This window comes from Pseudomonas sp. ArH3a, from assembly GCF_022648765.1.
Classification (GTDB): domain Bacteria; phylum Pseudomonadota; class Gammaproteobacteria; order Pseudomonadales; family Pseudomonadaceae; genus Aquipseudomonas.
In genome coordinates this window covers 2,376,070-2,398,572 of sequence record NZ_CP080330.1, presented here as the reverse complement: position 1 = coordinate 2,398,572, position 22,503 = coordinate 2,376,070, and the positions used below count along the sequence as shown (strand labels likewise).

At 61.5% G+C, this 22,503-nt stretch carries 19 protein-coding genes; 8 read left to right on the top strand and 11 right to left on the bottom strand.

Annotated features, from left to right (window positions below; genetic code table 11):
* The first annotated feature begins 108 nt into the window (after positions 1-108).
* Complete coding sequence (locus K0P33_RS10955; RefSeq protein ID WP_242155208.1) at positions 109-1,116, top strand: NADP-dependent oxidoreductase; 1,008 nt, start codon at positions 109-111, stop codon at positions 1,114-1,116.
* Positions 1,117-1,898: 782 nt separating this feature from the next.
* On the opposite strand, the gene pyrF is transcribed toward K0P33_RS10955, so the two are convergent.
* Positions 1,899-2,597 (bottom strand): orotidine-5'-phosphate decarboxylase, encoded by a 699-nt coding sequence (pyrF, locus tag K0P33_RS10950; RefSeq protein WP_094953668.1) that lies wholly within the window; start codon positions 2,595-2,597, stop codon positions 1,899-1,901.
* A gap of 259 nt (positions 2,598-2,856) precedes the next feature.
* On the opposite strand from pyrF, the gene K0P33_RS10945 reads away from it, so the two are divergent.
* Positions 2,857-3,621 carry a response regulator gene (locus K0P33_RS10945; RefSeq protein WP_094953676.1) on the top strand — a complete coding sequence of 255 codons (765 nt, stop codon included), beginning with the start codon at positions 2,857-2,859 and terminating at the stop codon, positions 3,619-3,621.
* Positions 3,621-4,655 carry an ATP-binding protein gene (locus K0P33_RS10940; protein WP_094953669.1) on the top strand — a complete coding sequence of 345 codons (1,035 nt, stop codon included), beginning with the start codon at positions 3,621-3,623 and terminating at the stop codon, positions 4,653-4,655. Before K0P33_RS10945 ends, K0P33_RS10940 begins: the two co-directional genes overlap by 1 nt.
* Here K0P33_RS10940 and K0P33_RS10935 read toward each other — a convergent pair.
* From K0P33_RS10935 to K0P33_RS10895, 9 genes are all read right to left on the bottom strand, one after another.
* Positions 4,652-5,713 carry an AI-2E family transporter gene (locus K0P33_RS10935; protein WP_242155207.1) on the bottom strand — a complete coding sequence of 354 codons (1,062 nt, stop codon included), beginning with the start codon at positions 5,711-5,713 and terminating at the stop codon, positions 4,652-4,654. The two genes, K0P33_RS10940 and K0P33_RS10935, sit on opposite strands and share 4 nt — an antisense overlap.
* Before the next feature lie 72 nt (positions 5,714-5,785).
* Complete coding sequence (locus K0P33_RS10930; RefSeq protein ID WP_242155205.1) at positions 5,786-6,604, bottom strand: DUF4892 domain-containing protein; 819 nt, start codon at positions 6,602-6,604, stop codon at positions 5,786-5,788.
* Between the two features lie 102 nt (positions 6,605-6,706).
* Positions 6,707-7,561: an alpha/beta fold hydrolase gene (locus K0P33_RS10925; RefSeq protein ID WP_242155203.1), complete on the bottom strand. Its 855-nt coding sequence runs from the start codon at positions 7,559-7,561 to the stop codon at positions 6,707-6,709.
* On the bottom strand, positions 7,558-8,361 hold the full coding sequence (locus K0P33_RS10920) for an alpha/beta hydrolase (protein ID WP_094953673.1): 804 nt from the start codon (positions 8,359-8,361) through the stop codon (positions 7,558-7,560). The genes K0P33_RS10925 and K0P33_RS10920 overlap by 4 nt, the downstream gene beginning before the upstream one ends.
* Positions 8,362-8,458: 97 nt before the next feature.
* Complete coding sequence (locus K0P33_RS10915) at positions 8,459-8,902, bottom strand: hotdog fold thioesterase (protein ID WP_094953674.1); 444 nt, start codon at positions 8,900-8,902, stop codon at positions 8,459-8,461.
* 30 nt (positions 8,903-8,932) lie between these two features.
* A complete protein-coding gene (locus tag K0P33_RS10910) occupies positions 8,933-10,582 on the bottom strand; it encodes an AMP-binding protein (RefSeq protein ID WP_242155202.1) in 1,650 nt (549 codons plus the stop codon).
* A 1,080-nt stretch (positions 10,583-11,662) separates the two neighbouring features.
* A complete protein-coding gene (gene sixA, locus K0P33_RS10905; RefSeq protein ID WP_242155200.1) occupies positions 11,663-12,112 on the bottom strand; it encodes a phosphohistidine phosphatase SixA in 450 nt (149 codons plus the stop codon).
* Positions 12,109-12,456 carry a DUF4389 domain-containing protein gene (locus K0P33_RS10900; RefSeq protein WP_094950696.1) on the bottom strand — a complete coding sequence of 116 codons (348 nt, stop codon included), beginning with the start codon at positions 12,454-12,456 and terminating at the stop codon, positions 12,109-12,111. Before K0P33_RS10900 ends, sixA begins: the two co-directional genes overlap by 4 nt.
* Before the next feature lie 10 nt (positions 12,457-12,466).
* Positions 12,467-13,492: an NAD(P)H-dependent glycerol-3-phosphate dehydrogenase gene (locus K0P33_RS10895; protein WP_242155198.1), complete on the bottom strand. Its 1,026-nt coding sequence runs from the start codon at positions 13,490-13,492 to the stop codon at positions 12,467-12,469.
* A gap of 195 nt (positions 13,493-13,687) precedes the next feature.
* Here K0P33_RS10895 and K0P33_RS10890 point away from each other — a divergent pair, with 195 nt between their 5' ends.
* The 5 genes from K0P33_RS10890 (at position 13,688) to fabB (ending at position 20,634) form a co-directional block, all read left to right on the top strand.
* Entirely contained in the window at positions 13,688-15,808 is a 2,121-nt protein-coding gene (locus K0P33_RS10890; RefSeq protein WP_317988385.1) for a TonB-dependent receptor, read from the top strand.
* A gap of 1 nt (position 15,809) precedes the next feature.
* Positions 15,810-16,739 carry an ABC transporter substrate binding protein gene (locus K0P33_RS10885; RefSeq protein ID WP_242155196.1) on the top strand — a complete coding sequence of 310 codons (930 nt, stop codon included), beginning with the start codon at positions 15,810-15,812 and terminating at the stop codon, positions 16,737-16,739.
* The gene (locus tag K0P33_RS10880) at positions 16,736-18,637 is read left to right on the top strand and encodes an ATP-binding protein (RefSeq protein WP_242155194.1); all 1,902 of its coding nucleotides are present in this window, start codon (positions 16,736-16,738) and stop codon (positions 18,635-18,637) included. The genes K0P33_RS10885 and K0P33_RS10880 overlap by 4 nt, the downstream gene beginning before the upstream one ends.
* Positions 18,638-18,886: 249 nt before the next feature.
* A complete protein-coding gene (gene fabA / locus K0P33_RS10875; protein WP_003210552.1) occupies positions 18,887-19,402 on the top strand; it encodes a 3-hydroxyacyl-[acyl-carrier-protein] dehydratase FabA in 516 nt (171 codons plus the stop codon).
* Between the two features lie 11 nt (positions 19,403-19,413).
* Positions 19,414-20,634, top strand: a complete 1,221-nt coding sequence (gene fabB / locus K0P33_RS10870) for a beta-ketoacyl-ACP synthase I (RefSeq protein WP_053255243.1) — start codon at positions 19,414-19,416, stop codon at positions 20,632-20,634.
* 179 nt (positions 20,635-20,813) lie between these two features.
* Here fabB and K0P33_RS10865 read toward each other — a convergent pair whose 3' ends face one another.
* Positions 20,814-22,442, bottom strand: coding sequence for a methyl-accepting chemotaxis protein (locus K0P33_RS10865; RefSeq protein ID WP_242155192.1), 1,629 nt, complete (start codon positions 22,440-22,442; stop codon positions 20,814-20,816).
* Between the last annotated feature and the right edge of the window lie 61 nt (positions 22,443-22,503).

Genomic DNA, 22,503 nt, shown 5'->3' with positions numbered 1-22,503 from the left:
GCCACTATCAGCCAGGCCTATCGGCGGGCATTCGCGCCCCTCGCATAACCTTGCCCTCAGGCCATTGCAGGTCTATCACTTAAGGTCCATTTCCAACGAGTCCTTGCCATGACTGCCCAGACCAACCGCCAGTTCCTGCTTGCCAAACGCCCGGTCGGCGCGGCCACGCGGGAGACCTTCACCTACCAGGAAGTGCCGGTGGGCACGCCTGGAGAAGGGCAAGTGCTGGTACATAATGAATACCTGTCCCTGGACCCGGCGATGCGCGGTTGGATGAACGAGGGCAAATCCTATATTCCGCCCGTCGGCATTGGTGAAGTGATGCGTGCGCTGGGCGTGGGCAAGGTGATTGCCTCCAACACCCCGAAATTTGCGGTCGGCGACTATGTAAACGGTGCGCTGGGGGTGCAGGATTATTTCCTCGGCGAGCCACGTGGCTTCTATAAGGTCGACCCGACACTCGCACCGCTGCCGCGCTACCTGTCTGCCCTCGGCATGACCGGCATGACGGCTTACTTCGCCCTGCTCGACACCGGCGCGCCCAAGGCTGGCGAAACCGTAGTGATCTCTGGCGCCGCCGGCGCGGTGGGCAGCATTGCCGGGCAAATTGCCAAGATCAAAGGTTGCCGCGTGGTGGGCATTGCCGGCGGCGCCGACAAGTGCAAGTTCCTGGTGGATGAATTGGGCTTTGACGCGGCCATCGACTACAAAAGCGAAGACGTGCCTGCCGCCCTCAAGCGCGAATGCCCCAAAGGCGTGAACGTGTATTTCGATAACGTCGGCGGCGACATTCTCGACGCCGTGCTCAGCCGTCTCGCGTTGAAGGCGCGGGTAGTGATCTGCGGTGCGATCAGCCAGTACAACAATAAAGAAGCGGTGAAAGGCCCAGCCAATTACTTGTCATTGCTGGTCAATCGCGCGCGGATGGAGGGGTTTGTGGTGATGGACCACGCGGCGAACTTTGCCGCAGCCGGGCAGGAAATGGCCGGCTGGATGGCGCAGGGCAAGCTCAAGAGCAAGGAAGATATCGTCGAGGGTCTGGAGACGTTCCCGGAAACGTTGATGAAGCTGTTCAACGGCGAGAACTTTGGGAAGTTGGTGTTGAAGGTCAGCTGACACACCACAAGACCTAATGTGGGTACGGTCAATGTGGGAGCTGGCTTGCCTGCGATGGCATCGGCTGGTTATGCCTGACACACCGAGGTGCTTGCATCACAGCGGTGCGGCGATCCGACAAGCCAGCTCCCACAGAAAAGCAGAGCACTGCAGTGCTGGCAGCTAAACTCGGTCAAAATTGTGGGAGCGGTCTTGCTCGCGAAGGCGGTGGATCAGTCAGCTCATGTGTAACTGACCCACCGCCTTCGCGAGCAAGCCCGCTCCCACAGTTGGATCTCGGTACATCAGACAGAGAGTGTGCTGCTGTGCTTTTGCCCTGCTTTTGCTTCAACCACTCAGGTCGGCTACTAGGCCGCCGTGCTCTTGCTTTTGATCTTAGGCGCCCCGTTAAACCACGCTGGCCGAACGCAGGCTTTGGAGCGGGGGTAAACCGGCAGGACGCCGGTTTAGCCGCGATGGGCCAAGGATGGCCCATGGCGGCGGCCCACGGTCCAAAGCCGGAGTGAGGGCACACCGAGCCTAAGCGAGGTGCCGAGTGGTGGGGCAAGAGCCCTTTTGGTTACTTTTGGGGCTCTTTTCCAAAAGTGACCCGCCGTAAGGGCGGAACCCATAGCCGCCATTACCGCAGCAACGGATATGTACTCAATCTACCTAACCCCATCACAGGCTCAGCGCACCACAAAGTGTTGCGCAGATCCCCATGCTGCGAACTGGGCGTTTCAGTTGCCATCACAGGCAAGCCAGCTCCCACACTTGACCGTGCCCACTTTCAATCACACTAATCAGGCGATCTCAGCAACCACTGCCGCCAACGCCTTCGCCGGATCCGCCGCCTGGCTGATCGGGCGACCGATAACCAAGTAATCCGAACCCGCGTCCAACGCCTGACGCGGCGTCAGAATGCGACGCTGATCGTCCTGCGCACTGCCCGCCGGGCGAATCCCCGGGGTCACCAGCTGCAACGACGGGTGCACGGCCTTCAGGGCCTGGGCTTCCAGCGCCGAACACACCAGACCATCAAGGCCAGCCTTCTGCGCCAAGGCCGCCAAGCGCAATACCTGCTCCTGAGGCTCGATATCCAAGCCGATGCCGGCCAAGTCTTCACGCTCCATGCTGGTCAGCACGGTCACACCAATCAGCAGCGGCTTCGGCCCGCTACGCTGTTCCAGCACTTCACGGCAGGCGCTCATCATGCGCAGGCCGCCGGAGCAGTGCACATTGACCATCCACACGCCCATTTCCGCAGCGGCTTTAACCGCCATCGCAGTGGTATTGGGGATGTCGTGGAATTTCAGGTCGAGGAATACTTCGAAACCTTTGTCACGCAGGGTGCCGACGATTTCGGCGGCGCAGCTGGTGAACAGTTCCTTGCCAACCTTGACCCGGCAAAGCGTGGGATCCAACTGGTCAGCTAGCTTCAGTGCGGCGTCACGAGTGGGGTAATCCAGGGCGACGATGATAGGAGTCTGGCAGACGGACATTGGAATAGGCTCTCAGGCAAGTCGAAATCGGCGCGGATTGTAGCGCAAGCGGCGCCGTTGCGGGATCCGATGATCGGTAAATACTGACCAACCGCGCTACGGCGACCATTTTAACCAAATGTGTCAAGGCTGATACATTCACGACATGCCCCCAACACGACCCGCCGCTAGCCTCGCGCACATGACCGCCCGCCCAGCACTTCCAGCCATGGAGCTGGGCGCCTATGCTGACAGCAACAACCAGGCAGATGATCGCACTATGCATACCCCTACCGTCTCTGTAAATGAAGAGCAAAACGGCGCGGTGATCGCCGAAGACAAGCGCTGGAGCACCCGTGCGCTGATCGTCGATGACGATGTACCGATTCGTGAATTGCTGATCGATTACCTGGCCCGCTTCAATATTCTCGCCATCGGCGTCACCGACGGCACCGCCATGCGCCAAGCCATGCAAGCCGAAACCTTTGATGTGGTGGTGCTCGACCTGATGTTGCCGGGCGAAGACGGCCTGTCACTGTGCCGCTGGCTGCGCGGCGAATCGGACATCCCGATCCTGATGCTCACCGCGCGCTGCGAACCCACCGACCGCATCATCGGCCTGGAACTGGGCGCCGATGACTACATGTCCAAACCCTTCGAACCGCGCGAGCTGGTGGCCCGCATCCAGACCATCCTGCGCCGGGTGCGCGATGACCGCACCGAGCAACGCGCCAATATTCGCTTCGACAATTGGCGCCTCAACAGCGTACTGCGCCAACTGGTGGCCGACGACGGCCTGGTAGTGCCGCTGTCCAACGCCGAGTTTCGTTTATTGTGGGTGTTTATCGAACGACCACGCCGCGTGCTGAGCCGCGAACAGCTGCTGGACGCTGCACGTGGCCGCTCCATCGAGGCGTTTGATCGCAGCATCGACTTGCTGGTGTCGCGCCTGCGCCAAAAGCTGGGGGATGACCCCAAAGCTCCGCAACTGATCAAAACTGTGCGGGGCGAAGGCTACCTGTTCGACGCGCGGGATATCGGCTGATGCGTGCCACCTTCAATACGCTGTTTGGCAGGCTGTTCGGCGTATTGCTGGTGGCCATTGTGCTGGCCCACGTGCTGGCATTCTTCTGGTTTCACCACTACGGCCCGCCACCGCCGCCGCCCCAGGAAACCTTCGTCGAGCAGCCGGACGGCACGATGAAGCCGCTGCCCAAGCATCATCGCCCCTGGTTCGGCGGCCCCGTGGTGCCGCTGACCTTTCAGTTTATCTCGCTGATTATCGCGGCCTGGTACGGTGCCAAACTGCTGAGCCGGCCGATCCAGCGCCTGAGCGCGGCGGCCGAACGCTTGAGCCTCGACCTCGACAGCCCGCCGCTCAGCGAGTCCGGGCCTCGCGAGGCGCGGCAGGCGGCGTCGACGTTCAACCTGATGCAAAAACGCATTCGCGAGCAAGTCAGCCAACGCGCACGCATGCTCGGCGCGGTCTCCCATGACCTGCGCACGCCGCTGTCACGCCTCAAGCTGCGCCTGGAGCAGATCGAAGACACCAAGCTGCAAGGCCAGATGCGCCAGGACTTGGATGACATGATCGGCATGCTCGATTCCACCCTGAGCTACCTGCACGAACAACGCACCAGCGAAACCCGGCACTGGCTCGACGTGCAGGCGCTGGTCGAATCCCTCAGCGAAAACGCCCAGGACCAAGGCTGCGATGTGCAGTTCGCCGGCAATTGCGCGCCCTTGCAGGTGCAGCCGATGGCGTTGCGCTCATGCCTCAACAACCTGATCGACAACGCCTTGCGCTACGCCGGTACCGCGCGAATAGAACTGGCGGACAGCCGCGAGGCCCTGGTCATCCGAGTGATCGACCACGGCCCGGGGATTGCCACGGACAAACGTGAGGCGGTGTTCGAGCCATTCTTTCGCCTGGAAGGTTCACGCAACCGCAACTCGGGCGGCGTCGGCCTGGGCATGACGATTTCCAAGGAAGCGGTGGAACGCCTCGGCGGCCGCCTGAACCTGGAGGAAACCCCAGGCGGCGGCTTGACCGCCGTGATGTGGTTGCCGAGGGCTTAGAGGGGTTTGTCTTCGCGACGGGCCTGAGCCTGGGTTGCACTCCAATCCGTCAGCAGGCTGTAGGCCACCGCGAGTAAGGTCGGGCCGATAAACAGGCCGATAAACCCAAAGGCGATCAACCCGCCAAACACGCCCAACAGTACAATCACCAGCGGCAAGTTGCCGCCGCGGCTGATCAGGTACGGCTTGAGCACGTTGTCCACGCCGCTAATGATGAACGTGCCCCACACGCCGAGGAATACCGCGTGGCTGTAGTCGCCCTTCCATGCCAGCCAGGCCGTGGCCGGGATCCACACCAGCGGCGGGCCCATGGGGATCAGGCTGAGCAGGAAGGTGACGATGCCCAGCACCAGCGCGCCCGGCACTCCGGCGATCAGGAAACCGATCAGCGCCAGCAACGCCTGGGCTGCGGCCGTACCGATCACGCCGTTAACCACGCGTTGCACGGTGCCGGCCACCAGTTCGATGTAGTAGCCAGCACGGTCGCCGATCAGGCGTTCCAGCAAGCGATGCACAAAGGTCGCCAGGCGCGGCCCGTCCCGGTAGAAGAAAAACACGAACACCAGGCTCAGGGTCAGCTCGAGAATACCGCCGCCGATCTGCGCACTGCGCGCCAGCAGCCAATTACCCACCTGCCCCAGGTACGGCTTGATGCTGACCATCAGCGCCGCGCCCTGTTGGTCGATGCTGTCCCAAGTAGCCACCAGGCGCTCACCAACAAACGGGATCGACCCCAACCAGGTGGGCGCGGCAGGCAATCCGTCGACCTGGATATCCTTGATCAGGCCCACGGCGTCGCGCACATGGTCGGCCAAGTTGAAGCCCAGCCACACCAGCGGCACCGCCACCAGCAACATCCAGCCCAAGGTCAGAATGCCCGCCGCCAAGGATTCCCGGCCACCCAACCAGCGGGTCAGTAAACGCATCAGCGGCCAACTGGCAAACGCCAGCACCGCCCCCCAGAACAGCGCCGACCAGAACGGCGCCATGACCCAGAAGCTGGCACCAAACAGCACCAGCAGCAGGATTTGCACCAGTAGGCGATCGTTATTGAGCATCGGGTATCTCGAGAAGAAGGCTGTAGGAAGAGAGCTTAGGCGAACGGCGCGGGTCCGTTCGCCCTGTAACGGTCAGCGTATCAGATGCAGGTGCAAACCCTTAGCGTCACCGGTGCCGGTTTCCAGGCGCGCGGCGCGCACACCGCTGTCGATCAGGCCCTGGCGCCAGGCTTCGGCGCTCGCCCCGGTCAAACTGATGCGCAAGGTAGCGTCGAGGTTCAGGCCACGGGAAATAAGGGTCAGCCAGGTGGCGTCAGGTTCGGCGCCGAGTGCCGGGAAGTCCAGTTCACCCGTGCTTTTCAACTCACGCAGCAGGGTGGCCGAGGTGGGCAGCACGTCTCCCAGCGGCGCACTGGCGTCAAGTTGTTCAACATGCAGATAGGCGCGACGGTTGCCGCGCGTGATGCCGTACAGCGCTACCAGAGAGTTATCCTGGGGCGCCGCGAGGCGTAACAGCAGGTATTCCTGCTGACCATCGGCGCCGACCAGCTTGGCGTTGCCGAACACTTCATTGGCCCACAGGCTGCTTTCACCGCAATCACGGGCCTGGCACCAGAACAATAACTGCGCGCCTTTGGCCTGCAACGCTTCGCGGGTCGCGGTAAACGCGGCGCTAGAGGTGTGCTCGGCGGGCAGTTCATAGGTAATGGCGGTGGCTTGGCCGCGCGCCGTGGCCTGGCCTTCGTAGCGCAGTTGGCCGCTGATTTTGCGGATCGCGCCCATCGGGTAGATGCGTTCCTTTTCTTCGGCAGGGCGGTAATCGACGATTTGCGCATCGACCTGGCGGGACACGGCCGGTAAATCCTGGCTTCCCGGCACGTCGGCGGCGAACACCAAGGGGCTGAAACAGCACAGCCCGAGGGCACGGATACATCCTTTACGCAGGCTCATCGCAGGGTTGAGCCATGGCCATTAGAGGTCGCAGCAGTGTTCATATCGTACATGGTTGACTCCCTTTCAATCCGCCCAGCCTCGGCAGTTGCCCACGCCAAGTCAAGGCGCGTGGAAGAACCGATTGAAACAGTCTGCAACAAGGATCGCGCCGGGCTCATCATTAAGGTGTAAATGATGGCCGCCCGGCAGTGTGTCCACCGTAAAAGGTAGCTGGGAAAGCAATTCGGAATGTTTCACCAGCATGCCGTCAGCCGCGACCACCAATTGTGTAGGGCAACCCACACGCCGCACGAAAGCCATCGCCTGTTCATCGGTCAGGCGCATCGGCGATGCCAAGGTCAGGCGACTGTCCGTACGCCAAGTGTAGCCACCCGGCACCGGCATCAAGCCGCGCTGGGCCAGCAGTTCAGCGGCTTCGCGGCTGACCGCCACCACGCCTTTCATGCGCGCTTCAACCGCCCGATCCAGCGTGTGGTAGACCGGTTTGCGCTTGTCCTGCAGGCTCAACTGCGCCTGCAACGCCATGCCCAGCCGCTCGGCGGCGTTCTCGCCTGGGGCGGTCGGCGGGATCACACCGTCGATCAACCCCAGGTGCGTGACCCGTTCCGGTAAGGCACCGGCCAGTACCATGGAAACGATGGCGCCGAGGGAATGGCCAAGTAATGCAAAACGTTTCCAACCCAGTTGTTCGGCGACTTGCAGCACATCAAAGACGTAATCCCAGAGGGAATAACCGGCGCCTACGGGGCGATGCGCCGAATGCCCATGGCCGGCCATGTCCAGCGCAACGATGCGCAAACCGCGCAGTTTCGGCGCCAACCGCGCAAAGCTGTTGGCGTTGTCCAGCCAGCCATGCAGGGCGATCACCGGCAGACCGTCTTCGGGGCCAAACAGATGCGCCGCCAACTCGATATGCGGCAGGCTCAGGCGAACCTCTTCGACCGGTGTGCTCATGCGCAACGGCGCTCGCGCGCTTCCCAGCGCGAGAACAGGTTCTTGATCAACGTCGCGGTGTCCTGAGGGCGCTCAAGCGGGAACATATGGCCGCCAGGCATGGTGAGCATCTCGCCCATGGGCAGGCGGTCGACGCCGCTGGCATGGTGACGCATCACCACCCGACTTTGACGGCCACGGACGACAGCCAGCGGCACCTTCAACTGGCGAACCTGGCCCGGGCTAGTGTGGGGCACGCCCCGGTAGATGCTGATTTCGGTGGCCGGATCAAAGCGCAGGCGCAGGCGATCACCCACCTGCTGCAGGCCATGTTGCAGGTAAGCATCAAAGCATTCCGGGTCGAAGCCGCGAAACAGCGTCTTGCCGGCGAAGTAACTGCGCGCGGCATCCAGGTCGGTGAACTCTTCACGGCGGCCCAAGGTGCGCCCGGCCGGGGTCAGGCGGTCGATAAAACCGAAGCGCTTGGCGGCACGGATAACCCAGCGATCGGCGCGGGTCAGCACCGGCGAATCGAGCATCACCACACCCCGGTACAACTGCGGGCAGCGCATGGCCGCGTGCAAATGCAATACGCCACCCAGGGAATGGCCCACGCCCCACACCGGTTCCGGCTGCAGTTCCAGATGGTGGATCAGCTCGTCCACCAGGTTCTGCCAGTTGTCGTCCACCGGAAACCTGGGGTCGTGACCGTGCTGCGGCAGGTGAGCCACTGCATATTCGGGGGCCAGGGCGGCAAACAACTTGCCGTAGGTGGCCGAAGGGAAGCCATTGGCGTGAGCGAAAAACACATGCTGCGACATACCGGACTCATCTACAAAAACAGAAGTTGATTGTCACCATGCCCGGCGGTTACAGCAATGACTGTAACCGCCAGGAATGATGACACTCACGCCACGCCTATCGCGCCGGCGGGTTCTCGCCCAAAGGCACCACGGCCATGGTCAGGCGCGATACGCAGCTGGCTTTGCCATCGTCGCTGGTCAAGCGAATGTCCCACACCTGGGTCGTGCGGCCGATATGGATCGCCCGCGCCACCGCCGTGACCCGCCCGCTGCGCACACCGCGCAGGTGGTTGGCGTTGACCTCCAGGCCCACGCAATAGAACTTGCTGGCATCAATACACAGGTAAGCCGCCATGGAGCCGACGCTTTCGGCCAGCACCACCGACGCGCCGCCGTGCAGCAGGCCGTAGGGTTGATGGGTGCGATGGTCGACCACCATGCTGGCGGTCAGGGATTGGTCGTCGAAGCTTTCGAAACGGATATCCAGCAGCTCACCAATGGTGTTTTTCTGGATCGCGTTGAGTTGCTCGATATTCGGTTGGGTGCGCCACAGGCTCATGCGATTGTCCTTGTTAGTTTTATTACGGCCCTAATCCTGCCACAGAATGGATTCGCTGCGCGCGCTCCAACGCTGGAATTGGGCACCGTAGGTCGACTCGATCACCGTGCGTTTGATCTTCAGGGTCGGCGTCAGAAAGCCGTTTTCCACCGCCCAACTGTCTTTTACCACCACCAGTTGACGCAAGCGCTCATGCTTATCCAGCGCCTGGTTGACCTGTTCCAGCCAGCGTTCGAGGCTGCTGCGCAACGCGTGTCGGTCTTGAGGCCCGGCGGATAAAACGCACAAGCCGATCGGCGCACTCAGGCCATCACCGACCACGCATACTTGCTCGATGCGTGCATGTTCGGCCAGGCGATTTTCAATCGGCGCCGGGGCCACGTATTTGCCCTTGCTGGTCTTGAAGATTTCCTTGAGCCGTCCGGTCAGGCGCAGGCGGCCGTCGGCATCCTGCTCGCCCTTGTCGCCGGTGCGCAGGAAACCATCGTCGGTGAGGGTTTCGGCGGTTTTCTGCGGGTCTTTGAAGTAACCGAGCATGGTCGCGCCGCTGCGCACTTGCACTTCACCCGATGCGTCGATGCGCACTTCAACCCCAGGGCACGGCAGGCCGATCCAGCCGAGCGTCTGCTGGCCGGGGCGACAGACGTGGGAATAGCCGCAGCTTTCGGTCATGCCGTACACCTCCAGCACGTCCAGCCCCAGGCGCTGATACCAGCGCAGCAAGGCCTCGGGCACAGGCGCCGCACCGGACAGCGCAATGCGCAGCGCATCCAGCCCCAAACCCGCGAGGACTTTATGGCCGACGCGTTTGCCGATAAACGGCAGGCCCAACAGGGTGTCTAGGCGCTTTTGCGGGATCTTGCTGTAGACGCCCATCTGGAACTTGGTCCAGATTCGCGGCACGCCGAACAGCGCCGTCGGTCTCGCCCTCTGCAAATCGGTTAGAAAGGTGTCGAGGCTCTCGGCAAAAAACACGGTTTGCCCAGTGTAGATCGACGCCAGCTCCACAAACATCCGCTCCGCCACATGGCACAGCGGCAGGTAAGACAGCAGGCGGTCGCCCTCCCCCAGGCCAAACAACTCAGTGCCACGGGTGGCAGCAAAGCCCAAGGCGCCGAAGGTTTGCATCACGCCTTTGGGCAAGCCGGTGGTGCCGGAGGTATAGACGATGGTGGCCAGGCTGGAGGCGGCAGGTTCGGGGTTGTCCTGGATCGGCGAGCAGGCTTGCAGATCGGCCCAGCGGTAATCGAAGTCACCGGCCGGGTACAGCGGCAGGCTGATGGTCGGCAACCCGTTCGGGATACCCGGCGCCATGTCCGGCCAGTCATCCAGCTTGCCGATCAGCGCCAGCGCCGCCTCGGAATGGGTCAGCACATGGGCGACGGAGTCGGCGGTGAGGTTGGGGTAGAGCGGCACCGACACATGCCCGGCCATCCAGATCGCCAGGTCTGCGATGATCCAGTGCGCGCAGTTTTTCGAGATCAGCGCAATGTGTGAGCCTGCCGGCAGCTCACGGGCACGCAGCCACTGCGCGGCGCAGCGGGCCTGGTGGCCGACCTCGCCCCAGGTGAGGGTCTGCACTTCGCCGCCGCCGGTGGGCTGCACCAGAAAGGGCTTGCGCGGGTGTCGCGCTTCACGTTCGAAGAAGACCTGCAACGGCAAACGAAAAGCGACAGGCATGGGACGCGCTCCTTTGTGATCCGATGATAGCCAACCAAGCACTTGCTTGGTTGACTATATAGCACACACGAAGCGGCGATCTATCCTATGGGGTAGGTATCTTTTTACAGGTTGAGTGATGGGGTTGTTTTGGGGTCGCTGGGGGCATATCCGTTATTTGGGTAACGACTGCTATTGGTTCCGCTCTTACAGCGGGTCACTTTTGGAAAAGAGCCCCAAAAGTAACCAAAAGGGCTCTTGCCCCACCACTCGGCACCTCGCCTAGGCTCGGTGTGCCCTCACTCCGGCTTTGGACCGTGGGCCGCCGCCATGGGCCATCCTTGGCCCATCGCGGCTAAACCGGCGTCCTGCCGGTTTACCCACGCTCCAAAGCCTGCGTTCGGCCAGCGTGGTTTAACGGGGCGCCTAAGATCAAGATCAAAAGCAGATCAAAAGCAAGAGCACGGCGGCCTAGTAGCCGACCTGAGTGGTTAGATCGAAAGCAAGCCGAGGCGGCCTGAAAGCCGACCTGATCTTGGAGGCTGAACTCAATCTAATGTGGGAGCTGGCTTGCCTGCGATGGCATCAACTCTGTGTACCTGATACACCGAGGTGTCTGCATCGCAGGCAAGCCAGCTCCCACAGAAAAGCAGATCTGCTTCTGCTGTGCTTCTGATGTGCTTTTGCCCTGCTTTTGCTTCAACCACTCAGGTCGGCTACTAGGCCGCCGTGCTCTTGCTTTTGATCTTGATCTTGATCTTGATCTGAGGCGCCCCGTTAACCACGATGGCCGAACGCAGGCTTGAATCCGTGGGTAACCCGGCAGGACGCCGGGTTAGCCACGATGGGCCAAGGATGGCCCATGGCGGCGGCCCACGGATTCAAGCCGGAGTGAGGGCATGCCGAGCCTAGGCGAGGCACCGAGTGGTGGGGCAAGAGCCCTTTTGGTTACTTTTGGCTGGGCCGGCATTCCGGGCTCTTTTCCAAAAGTGACCCGCCGTAAGGGCGGAACCCTACGAAGCCGTTACCGCAGCAACGGATATGTACTCAATCTACCTAAGACCAAACGCAACACAAAGAGCTGCATAGATACCTCCAACCCTACGGGTTCTTCACACTCACCAAGCTCATCAACCCCGCCAGCGGAAAATCCCCTTCAAGCTCCGCCAGGCTGGCGGTATACATCGGTTGCGGCTGCCGCAGATGGCCATGCTGCAAAAAGCTGATCAGGCTGCCAACCAAGGGCTGGTGGCTGACCAGCAGCACATTGTCATCAGTGTCGAGTTTTTCCAGCACCTGCACCGGGTTGCTGTCCGGCGTCAGCCACGCCACGGTGCGAATGTCCGGCTCAAAACCCAACACATCACGCACCAGGTGCGCAGTTTGCTGCGCACGCACATACGGGCTGGCGAAGATGGCACTGATCGGCAACCCGATCAGCTGCGCGGCACTGCGCAACACTTCGCCGCGGCCATGCTCAGTGAGGTTGCGCTCGGCGTCGGTGCGCGCATGCCCTTCGGCTTCACCGTGACGCAAAACCCACAGCTTCACAGTTTCGGCTCTTCATCACGCACCGGGTGCGGCGCCGGCGGCACGCTGTGGGCAGCCTCACCTTCGGGTGCGCGCGGCGTCGGCCAATCGGCGAACGGCCAAGGTTTTTGCTCGGTGTGGAAGCTACCGAAACGGCCGATCTGCGCAAGAAACTGGCTGAGACTGTCACCAAAGTTCATCAGGCCCAGGTTCGGCGCGCCGTAGATCAGGCGATACACCAACTGCACCACCACCAGCGCGCCAAGCAGGAACTGCGCGACTTGCCACACCAGGGCAAACACCAGCATCCACAGGACACGCAGGAGAATGGACTCATATTTAGGGGCCGCTTTCGGATCGTTCATGGCGCGTTCCTCAGTTGAAACCACTGGTGGAAATAAAGTCGACATCGGTTTTCGGTTCGGCGCGCATCAGCAACTCGATGACCTGATTCAAGGTGCGCCCTTCAAACAGAATCGCATGCAGCCCGGCGACCAGCGGCATGTACACACCGACTTCCTGGGCCTTGGCCTTCAACACTTTAAGGGTGTTGACGCCCTCGGCAACTTCGCCCAGGCGCGTCACCGCGTCTTCCAGGCTCAGGCCCTGGCCCAGGGCGAAACCCACCTGATAGTTGCGGCTTTTGGGCGACGAGCAGGTCACGATCAAGTCGCCAACGCCCGCCAGCCCCAGAAAAGTCATCGGGTTAGCGCCCTGGTTCACCGCAAAGCGGGTCATCTCCGCCAAGGCGCGGGTGATCAGCATGCTCTTGGTGTTTTCACCCATGCCCAAGGCCACGGCCATGCCGGCGATGATCGCGTAGACGTTTTTCAACGCCCCGCCCAGTTCGACGCCAAAGCGATCGCTGCTGGCGTAGACGCGGAAGGTGCGGCCATGCAGCACTGCCTGGACGCGCTCACACAATTCATCATCTTCACTGGCGACCACGGTAGCCGTCAGCGCGTGCTCGGCGACTTCTCGCGCCAGGTTCGGCCCGGACAGCACGCCAATGCGCGCCTGGGGGGCGATCTCTTCGAGGATTTCGCTCATCAGCTTAAAGGTGTGCGCCTCGATGCCTTTGGTCAGGCTGACCAGCAGCTTGCCCGCCAGGCGTTCGGCATGGGGTGCCAGCACCGAACGCAAGGCGCTGGAAGGCAGCGCGACGAAGCACAGGTCACACTCATTGAGCGTAGTCAGCAAGTCTGTGACCGGCTCCACAGCCGCATGGATCTTGATGCCTTTAAGGTAACGGGGGTTTTCACGGTGAACGCGGATGGCCTCGGCCTGCTCGGGATCGCGCATCCATTGGCGCACCGCGTGGCCGTTTTCGGCCAGCAGGTTTGCCACGGCGGTACCAAAACTTCCGCCTCCCAGGACCGCAATAGGGCGCTGTTCAGTCATATGCAATCCGTTAATCCATACCAGTGGCGATGCCGGCATTATACGGGGCGACCCGCTTGCGGCCAGCCCCCATGACAATTCACACGCTTGTCGGAAAATGCCAGGTTTGTGTGAAGTAATTGCAAGGGCGACGACTGGCAAATGGCCCCACCTCAGTTAACATGGGCGGCTATCCGCAATTATCAAGGCTGTACCGTGTATCTGGGCCCTCCTCCTCGCTCATCTGTGTTGTTGATGCTGCTTTGCAGCGCGTCTGCATTGGCCGATGACCTGTTCCTCGACAGCCAGCCGCTGCCCCAGGTACTGACGGCCACACGCCTCAAGCAATCGGCGGCCGCCGTGCCCGGCAGCATGACCGTGATCGACAGCGAGTTGATCAAGGCCAGCGGCGCGCGAGACATCGCCGAGTTGCTGCGGCTGGTGCCGGGGATGATGGTCGGCTACACCACCGGCAACCAGGCTGCGGTGAACTACCACGGCACCAGTGCCAGCGATGCGCGGCGCATGCAGGTGTTGATCGACGGGCGCTCGGTGTATCGCGCAGGCCTGGCCACAGTGGACTGGAGTGATATCCCAGTGGCCATGGAAGACATCGAACGTATCGAGGTGTTTCGCGGCCCCAACACCGTCAGCTATGGCGCCAATGCGTTGATGGCGGTGGTCAATATCCTCACACGCTCACCGTCCAACAGCCACGGCTCGCGGGTCAAAGTGGTGCGTGGCGAACGCGGCATCAATGACTTCTATGCCAGCCAGGGCATGGGCTGGGAAACCGGTGACTTGCGCCTGTCGATGTCCGGGCAACAGGACGATGGTTTTGACAGCGATAAGGTCGGTGCCGACCGCCGGGACGGCCGCCGCCTCAGCCGTTTCAGCTTGGCCGTGAGCCAGACCCTGAACGCGCAGCAGAGCATCGATGTGCAACTCGACGCCAAAGAAGGCAGCAATCAGCGCCCTTATACCTACACCCCGGTATTCGCCGGGATTACCGAAGGTGGCACCAATTCCGACGTGACGGCCAAGGACTATGCCGGCTCCGTGCGCTGGAACGTCGAGTTCAACCCCGAACACAGCCTGTATATCCAGGGCTCAGCCCAGCAATGGGACCGCCAACAGATCTGGAAAGCCTGTGACGCCAAGGTGTCGTTCAGCCCGGAACTGACCCAGCTGTGGCAGCTCAACCCCAACTATGCCGAGCAGTTGGCCCGGCATATGAACACCTACACGCCCGGCAATCCGCCGCCAGGCAGTAGCGCCGAGCGGGCGCTGGCCGAGCAAGTGCTGCAGCAATGGGGTGGCGACGGCAAAAACCCTGTCTGCGGCAATATCGACCAAAGCACTCGCGAGAGTCGCTACGACCTCGAGATCCAGGACACTCTCAGCCTGTCCGACAGCCTGCGCCTGGTCAGCGGCATGAATTACCGTTACGACCGCGCCGACTCCGACACCTACTTCAACGGCACCCTCGACGACACCACCTGGCGCCTGTTCGGCCACCTGGAATGGCGCGCCAGCGAACACTGGCTGCTGCAAGGCGGCGCGATGTACGAAGACACCCACTTGAGCGGCAACTCGCTGACGCCGCGGGTGGCGGTCAATTACCTGATCAACCCGCGCCACGGCCTGCGCGCGGTGTATTCCGAGGCGATTCGCTCGCCGGACATGTTCGAGAACAACGTCAACTGGAGCTATCGCGTCACCAATCTCAGCTCGCCGACCTACGGACAAAACTCCGGGCAATATTTTGTGGTAACACGCGGGCCCGGGAACCTCGATAAAGAGTTGATGCGTTCGCGCGAGCTGGGCTACAACGGCTTCTTTGCCGACCTTGGGCTGAATGTCGACGTGAAACTGTTCTACGACGAAATCACCGACATGATCAGCTCGCCGCTGCGCAACAACCAATACATTGCCAGCAATGCCAACAGCTCGCGGTTTACCGGTGCCGAATCACAGTTCGACTGGCGTATGAGCAACGCCGACCGCCTGCGGCTGACCTATGCTTACGTCGACGCCACCGCCAGTAACCCCAAGGACAAAGCGCAAACTGCACGCAACAGCGGCTCGGCCGGCTGGTTGCGCGAATGGGGCCACGGCTGGTCGAGCGCGCTGTTCTACTATGGCGACGACGCACTCAACCACTATCGCTTCGAACGGGTCGACCTGCGGGTGGCCAAGCGCATTGCCCTGGGCAAAGCCAACGTGGAGCTGGCCGGTATGTTGCAACAACGCCTGGATAACCAGCCGACCACTTGGGCCGACAACAACTACGACAGTCGCCACGTCCTCTACTTCAGCGCGGAGTTAGAGTTCTGACATGGGCGATCAGTCACGGATGACCCTCCTTTATGTTGCACGGCTGTGGCGGCGCGGCGTGCTGTTGGCGTGCCTGCTGCTGACTGCGCCGGCCTGGAGCGCCGACATTCTGCTGACCGCCGCCGAAGACGGTGCCGGTATGCACGCCTTTACCCAGGCCCTTGCCCAGCAGCGCCCCGAAGACCATGTGACCTTCACCCCGCTCAAAGACCTGCCGCCCCCCAGTGAGTTGCCTGCCAACACCCGTCTGATCCTGCTCGACCTGCCGGGTCTCGATTGGCGCCTGCAGGATGCCCAGGGCCCGCCGACCTTGGTGCTGCGCATCAGCCGCCTGCAAGCCCGGCAGCGCCTGGGCAACGCTCACCCAGCAAAAATCAGCCTGTTGTGGAGCGATCCCCCTCTTGAGCGTCAACTGAAACTGATCGCCGATATCCTGCCCCAAGCCCAACGCATCGGCGTGCTCTACGGCGTCGACAGTGAGTTCCTGCTGCAGGAGTTGCGCCAGTACGCAGCGCCTATGGGGCTGGAGATTGTGCCGCAGCGCTGGGACAACATTAATGACAGCCGCCCGCTGCAAAACCTGCTCAAGAGCAGTGACGTGCTGCTCGGCCTCGATGACCCGCGGCTCTACAACCCGAAAACCGTGAAGAACCTGTTGCTCAGCAGTTACGCCCAACAACTGCCGCTGGTGGGGCCCAACGCCGGGTTCGTCAAGGCCGGCAGCCTGGCCAGCACTTACAGCGACCAGGCCGACTGGCTCAATGTACTCGGCCGACTGTTAGACCATCCGCCGGCCAGTTGGCCGCGCACGTTGTACCCGGAACACTTCAAAGTCGTGGGCAACCCGCAAGTCGCACGCTCACTGGGGATCGAACAGGTTGACGAAGTCGCCGTCGCCGCCCGATTGGCCGAAGGAGAAAAACGTCCATGACCTTGCGTCGTCGTTGGGACATCAACACCCGCACCCAGCTCATCACCCTGGGCCCGGCGCTGTTGCTGACCTTGCTGTTGATCAGCTTTTTCACCTTCGTGCGAATCCAGGACCTGCGCCAGGAACTGGACCACACCGGCCAACTGATCGCCAACCAATTGGCCCCCGCCACCGAGTACGGCGTGATTTCCGGCAACAACGACGTGCTCGAGAGCCTGCTGCGCGCAACATTGGCCACGCCCCATGTGCGCTTTCTGGAGATTCAGGACAGCACCGAGCAAGTCCTGGTGTACGTCGAACAGCCGTCGGAAAATCACGACCGCTCACTGTCGATGAAAGTCTACCAAGCCCCCATTCGCTTGCAGCATATCCAACTGGGTAACGACTTTTTCCAGGACAACCTCAACGAACCCAAGGCGCCGCACGCGGATTACCTGGGCCGGGTGATTGTCGGCATGTCCAATGACGCGTTCAGTCAGCGCCAACAGGAGATCCTGTTCAAGGCCGGCATCCTCGCCTTGTTCGCCCTGCTATTTACCTTCCTGCTCGCACGGCGCCTGGCCGCCAGCCTGTCGCAGCCGATCAGCGCCATGGGCCATGCGGTGAAGGCCATCCAGCAAGGTGATTACAAAACGCCACTGCCGATTGTCGACGACTCGGAACTGGGTGACCTGTCGCGGCATATCAATAACCTCGCCGAGGGCCTCAACCAGGCCAGCCGTGAGCAGCACCAGGCCATGGCCCAGTTGATCCAGACGCGCGAGGAAGCCGAACGGGCGAACAATGCCAAGTCGGACTTCCTGGCGATGATGAGCCACGAGTTGCGCACACCCATGAACGGCGTGCTGGGCATGTTGCAACTGCTGGAAACCACCGAGATGACCGAGGAGCAGACCGAGTACGCGGCGCTGGCCAGCGAGTCCACCGAGCATTTGCTCAAGGTGATCAACGACATCCTCGATTTCTCACGCATCGAACGCGCCGCACTGGAGCTGGAACATATCCCGTTCAACCTCGCGGACCTGATCAGCAGTTGCGCCCTGGCCTTCCAGCACAACGCCCAGCAACGCGGGCTGGCGCTGGAGCTGCCGATTCCGCAGGGCATGGACGCCCTGCGCGTACAGGGCGACCCCACGCGTATCCGGCAGATCCTGGTGAACCTGATCGGCAACGCGCTGAAGTTCACCGAACACGGCACGGTGACTGTCGAGCCTCACTGGCAAACCCTCGACCACGAGTTAGTGTGGTTCACCTGCACCGTGCGCGACAGCGGCATCGGGATTTCCGCCGAGCGCTTGGAACTGATGTTCGACGCGTTCCAGCAGGCCGACAGTTCCATTTCAAGACGTTACGGCGGCACCGGGCTGGGCTTGCCGATCGCACGCACCCTGGCCGAACGCATGGGCGGCACGCTGCGCGCCCAAAGTGAGGAAGGCCGAGGCTCGGTGTTTACCCTGGAAATTCCACTGGCCATCGATCAGCAAAGCCTGCCGACGATTGCCCCGCACGCCGAAGGCAAAAGCAGCGCCGGCGATGGCCGCCACGTGCTGCTGGTAGAAGACAACCCGGTCAACCGCACCGTGGTCGAAGCCATGCTACGCAGCCTGGGCTTTGAAGTGAGCCTGGCTACCGACGGCGCCGAGGCCATCCGCAGTGCCGAGAGCCTGATTTTTACCGCGATCCTGATGGATTGCCGCCTGCCGTTAATCGACGGCTACGAGGCCACAAGGCAAATTCGCCAACTGCCCGGCTGCGCCGATCTGCCTATTATTGCCTTGACCGCCAATGCGTTGCAGGGCGATCGCGAAGCCTGCATGGCAGCCGGAATGAACGATTACCTGGCCAAGCCGTTCAAACGCACGGATTTGCAGCAAATCCTGCAACGCTGGGTGCAATAGCGCTGGGCCATCAACCAACTGCGACTGGCGTGAAAGACGAAAGTGCGGCAGTCTTAGGCACCCGAACGGGCCCATAAACAGGCCCGGTTTAAAATTTCAGTGAACAAGTGTACATTCAGTACCTTATCGCTGTGACTTTCACTACAACGCAATAGTCTATGTGTAGGCTGCCGACATGAGGCATGAACGCTTCATTCGGTTCGGGAAGATTTGCCCTACCCTGCCGCATGGGATTATTGAGGAGCTCGCATGACCAAACAAAACGCCTTTACTCGGGAAGACCTGCTGCGCTGCAGTCGCGGTGAGCTGTTCGGCCCAGGTAACGCGCAACTGCCCGCCCCTAACATGCTGATGGTGGATCGCATCACCCATATCAGCGAAGAAGGTGGCAAGTACGGCAAAGGTGAATTGGTCGCCGAGCTGGATATCACCCCTGACCTGTGGTTCTTCGCCTGCCATTTCGAAGGCGACCCTGTCATGCCGGGCTGCCTGGGCCTTGACGCCATGTGGCAACTGGTTGGCTTCTACCTGGGCTGGCAAGGTCTGCCAGGCCGCGGTCGCGCCCTGGGTTCAGGCGAAGTGAAGTTCTTTGGCCAGGTCTTGCCAACCGCCAAGAAAGTCACTTACAACATTCAAATCAAGCGCGTCCTCAAGGGCAAGCTGAACCTCGCTATCGCCGACGGTTCGGTGACTGTCGACGGTCGCGAGATCTATACTGCCGAAGGCCTTCGGGTCGGCGTATTCACTTCCACTGACAACTTTTAAGGGTTATCCGCATGCGCCGCGTCGTTATCACTGGTCTGGGCATTGTTTCTTGCCTGGGCAATGACAAAGAGACCGTCACCGCTAACCTGCGTGCAAGTCGCCCTGGCATCCGCTTCAACCCGGAATATGCCGAAATGGGTCTGCGTAGCCAGGTTTCCGGCTCCATCGACCTGCCCCTCGAAGAACTGATCGATCGCAAGATCTATCGCTTCGTCGGCCACGCTGCCGCCTACGCTTACTTGGCCATGAAAGACGCCATCGCCGACTCCGGCCTGAGCGAAGACCAGGTTTCGAACGTACGCACCGGCCTGATCGCCGGCTCCGGCGGCGCATCGACCCTCAACCAGATGGAAGCGCTGGACATCCTGCGCGAAAAAGGCGTGAAGCGCGTTGGCCCGTACCGTGTCACACGGACCATGGGCAGCACCGTTTCGGCCTGCCTGGCCACGCCGTTCCAGATCAAGGGCGTGAACTACTCGATCTCCTCGGCGTGCGCCACCAGTGCTCACTGCATCGGTACTGCCGTTGAGCAGATCCAGTTGGGTAAGCAGGACATCGTGTTTGCCGGCGGCGGTGAAGAAGAGCATTGGAGCCAATCGTTCCTGTTCGACGCCATGGGCGCGCTGTCCACCCAGTACAACGAAACCCCGGAGAAGGCCTCCCGCGCCTACGACGCCAAGCGTGACGGTTTCGTCATCGCCGGCGGTGGCGGCATGGTGGTGGTCGAGGAGCTGGAACACGCTCTGGCCCGTGGTGCGAAGATCTACGCGGAAATCGTCGGTTACGGCGCGACTTCCGACGGCTACGACATGGTTGCGCCAAGCGGCGAAGGCGCCATCCGTTGCATGCAGATGGCGATGTCCACCGTGGATACCCCAATCGACTACCTGAACACCCACGGCACCTCGACTCCGGTCGGCGACGCCAAGGAAATGGAAGGTGTGCGTGCGGTATTCGGCGACAAAGCCCCGGCCATCAGCTCCACCAAGAGCCTGTCCGGTCACTCCCTGGGCGCCGCCGGCGTTCACGAAGCGATCTACTGCCTGCTGATGATGGAAGGCAACTTCATGGCCGGTTCGGCCAATATCGAAGAGATCGACCCGGTCGTTGCCGATATGCCGATCCTGACCAAGACCGTTGAAAACGTCAAAATCGACACCGTGATGAGCAACAGCTTCGGCTTCGGTGGCACTAACGCTACCTTGGTGCTGAAACGCTGGCAGGGCAAGTAAGCCCCGCAAGTTGATCACATGAAAAAGCCCCCGACTGGTTCGGGGCTTTTTTATGGGGGGGCGGATTTGACACCGAGTCGCCCTCATCGCAGGCAAGCCAGCTCCCACATTTGACGGTGTTCACAAATCAAACTGTGGGAGCTGGCTTGCCTGCGATGGCGTCAACTCGCTTGCACGCCCTACACCGAAAACCGCGCCACCATGGTATTCAGGTCCACCGCCAACCGCGACAATTCCTGGCTCGCCGCACTGGTCTGGTTCGCCCCGGTCGAGGACTGGTGCGCCAAATCGCGAATATTCATCAAATTGCGATCCACCTCCCGCGCCACCGCCGCCTGCTGTTCCGACGCACTGGCAATCACCAGGTTGCGCTCGTTGATCAGCGCAAACGCCGAGGCAATCTCCTCCAGCGCCGTGCCCGCCGACTTGGCGATATCCAGCGTGGAACGCGCCCGCGTATTGCTCTGCTGCATCGAACTGACGGCTTGATCGGTGCCCTGCTGAATCCCGCTGATCATCTGCTCGATTTCCTGGGTCGACTGCTGCGTGCGATGGGCCAAGGCCCGCACTTCATCCGCCACCACCGCAAACCCACGTCCGGCATCCCCAGCGCGTGCCGCTTCAATCGCCGCATTCAGCGCCAGCAGGTTAGTCTGCTCGGCTATCGAGCGAATCACATCCAGCACTTTGCTGATGCCATACACCTTCTGCGCCAGCGCCTCGACCTGGGTCGCATTGGCCGTCACATCCGTGGCCAACGCCTCAATCGACGCCACCGTCTGGTGCACTTGCTCACGCCCACGCTGGGCAATGCGGTCAGATTCGCGGGACGCCTGTGACGTTGCCACCGCATTACTCGCCACCTCTTCCACCGCCGCCGTCATCTGGTTAACCGCCGTGGCCGCCTGCTCGATTTCCTGATTCTGCTGGTGCAGGCCACGGGTAGCGTCCTCAGTCACGCAACTGAGTTCTTCGGACGCCGAGGCCAATTGGTTCGAGGATTCGGCAATGCGCCGGATGGTGTCACGCAGGTTCTCCTGCATGCCTTTGAGCGCCTGTTGCAAACGCGCCGGCTCATCGTTGCCGGTCACACTGATCTCACCGGTCAGGTCGCCACCGGCAACGCCCTGGGCAACTTTCAGCGACTGCGCCAGCGGCAGTACGATGCTGCGGGTCAGCCACACCGCCAACCCGACGGTGATCAACGCAGTCAGTACGATCATGACGATCACCCACGTACGCGACTGAGTAAACACACTTTGCGCCAGGCTGGCGGCCTGATTGGCACTGGCCTTGTTCAAGGCGACCAGGTCATGCAGCGTCCTGGACATCGCATCGGCGAGTTGATTCATCTCGCCGTTGACGATCTTGATTGCATCCTCCAGCTGATTAGCCTTGGAGAGCCCCATGACCAGGTCCTGACGCTGCAGGTATTGCTGCTCTTCGGCCTTGAAGCGATCAAACAGCGTGCGCTCTTCGGGCAGCACGATCAGCCCTTCATAGAGCGTCTTCGCGTGATGCAGGCCATTCTTGAGGTCGGTGAGTTTCTGCTCGTTCTGCGCGAGCGCCTGCGAGTCACGGTTGACCAGCAAACGCAGGGTCAGCGCGCGAATCCGCAGCAGGTCCTGGTTCATCTCCCCCACCGCCATCACGCTGGGCAGCCAGTTATTTTCTACCTGATCCGACTGATGGCGCATATTAGCCATTTGCAACAGGGCGAAGCCGCCCAAGGCGAACACCATCAACGCCAGCACGCCAAAGCCCAAGCCGGCACGGGGGGCGATATTCAGACTGCGGATACTACTCATTGCCGGGATTCCTTCCAAATGCGCTGCATCCACCTGCAGCGGGGCATCCTGAAAGGTATCG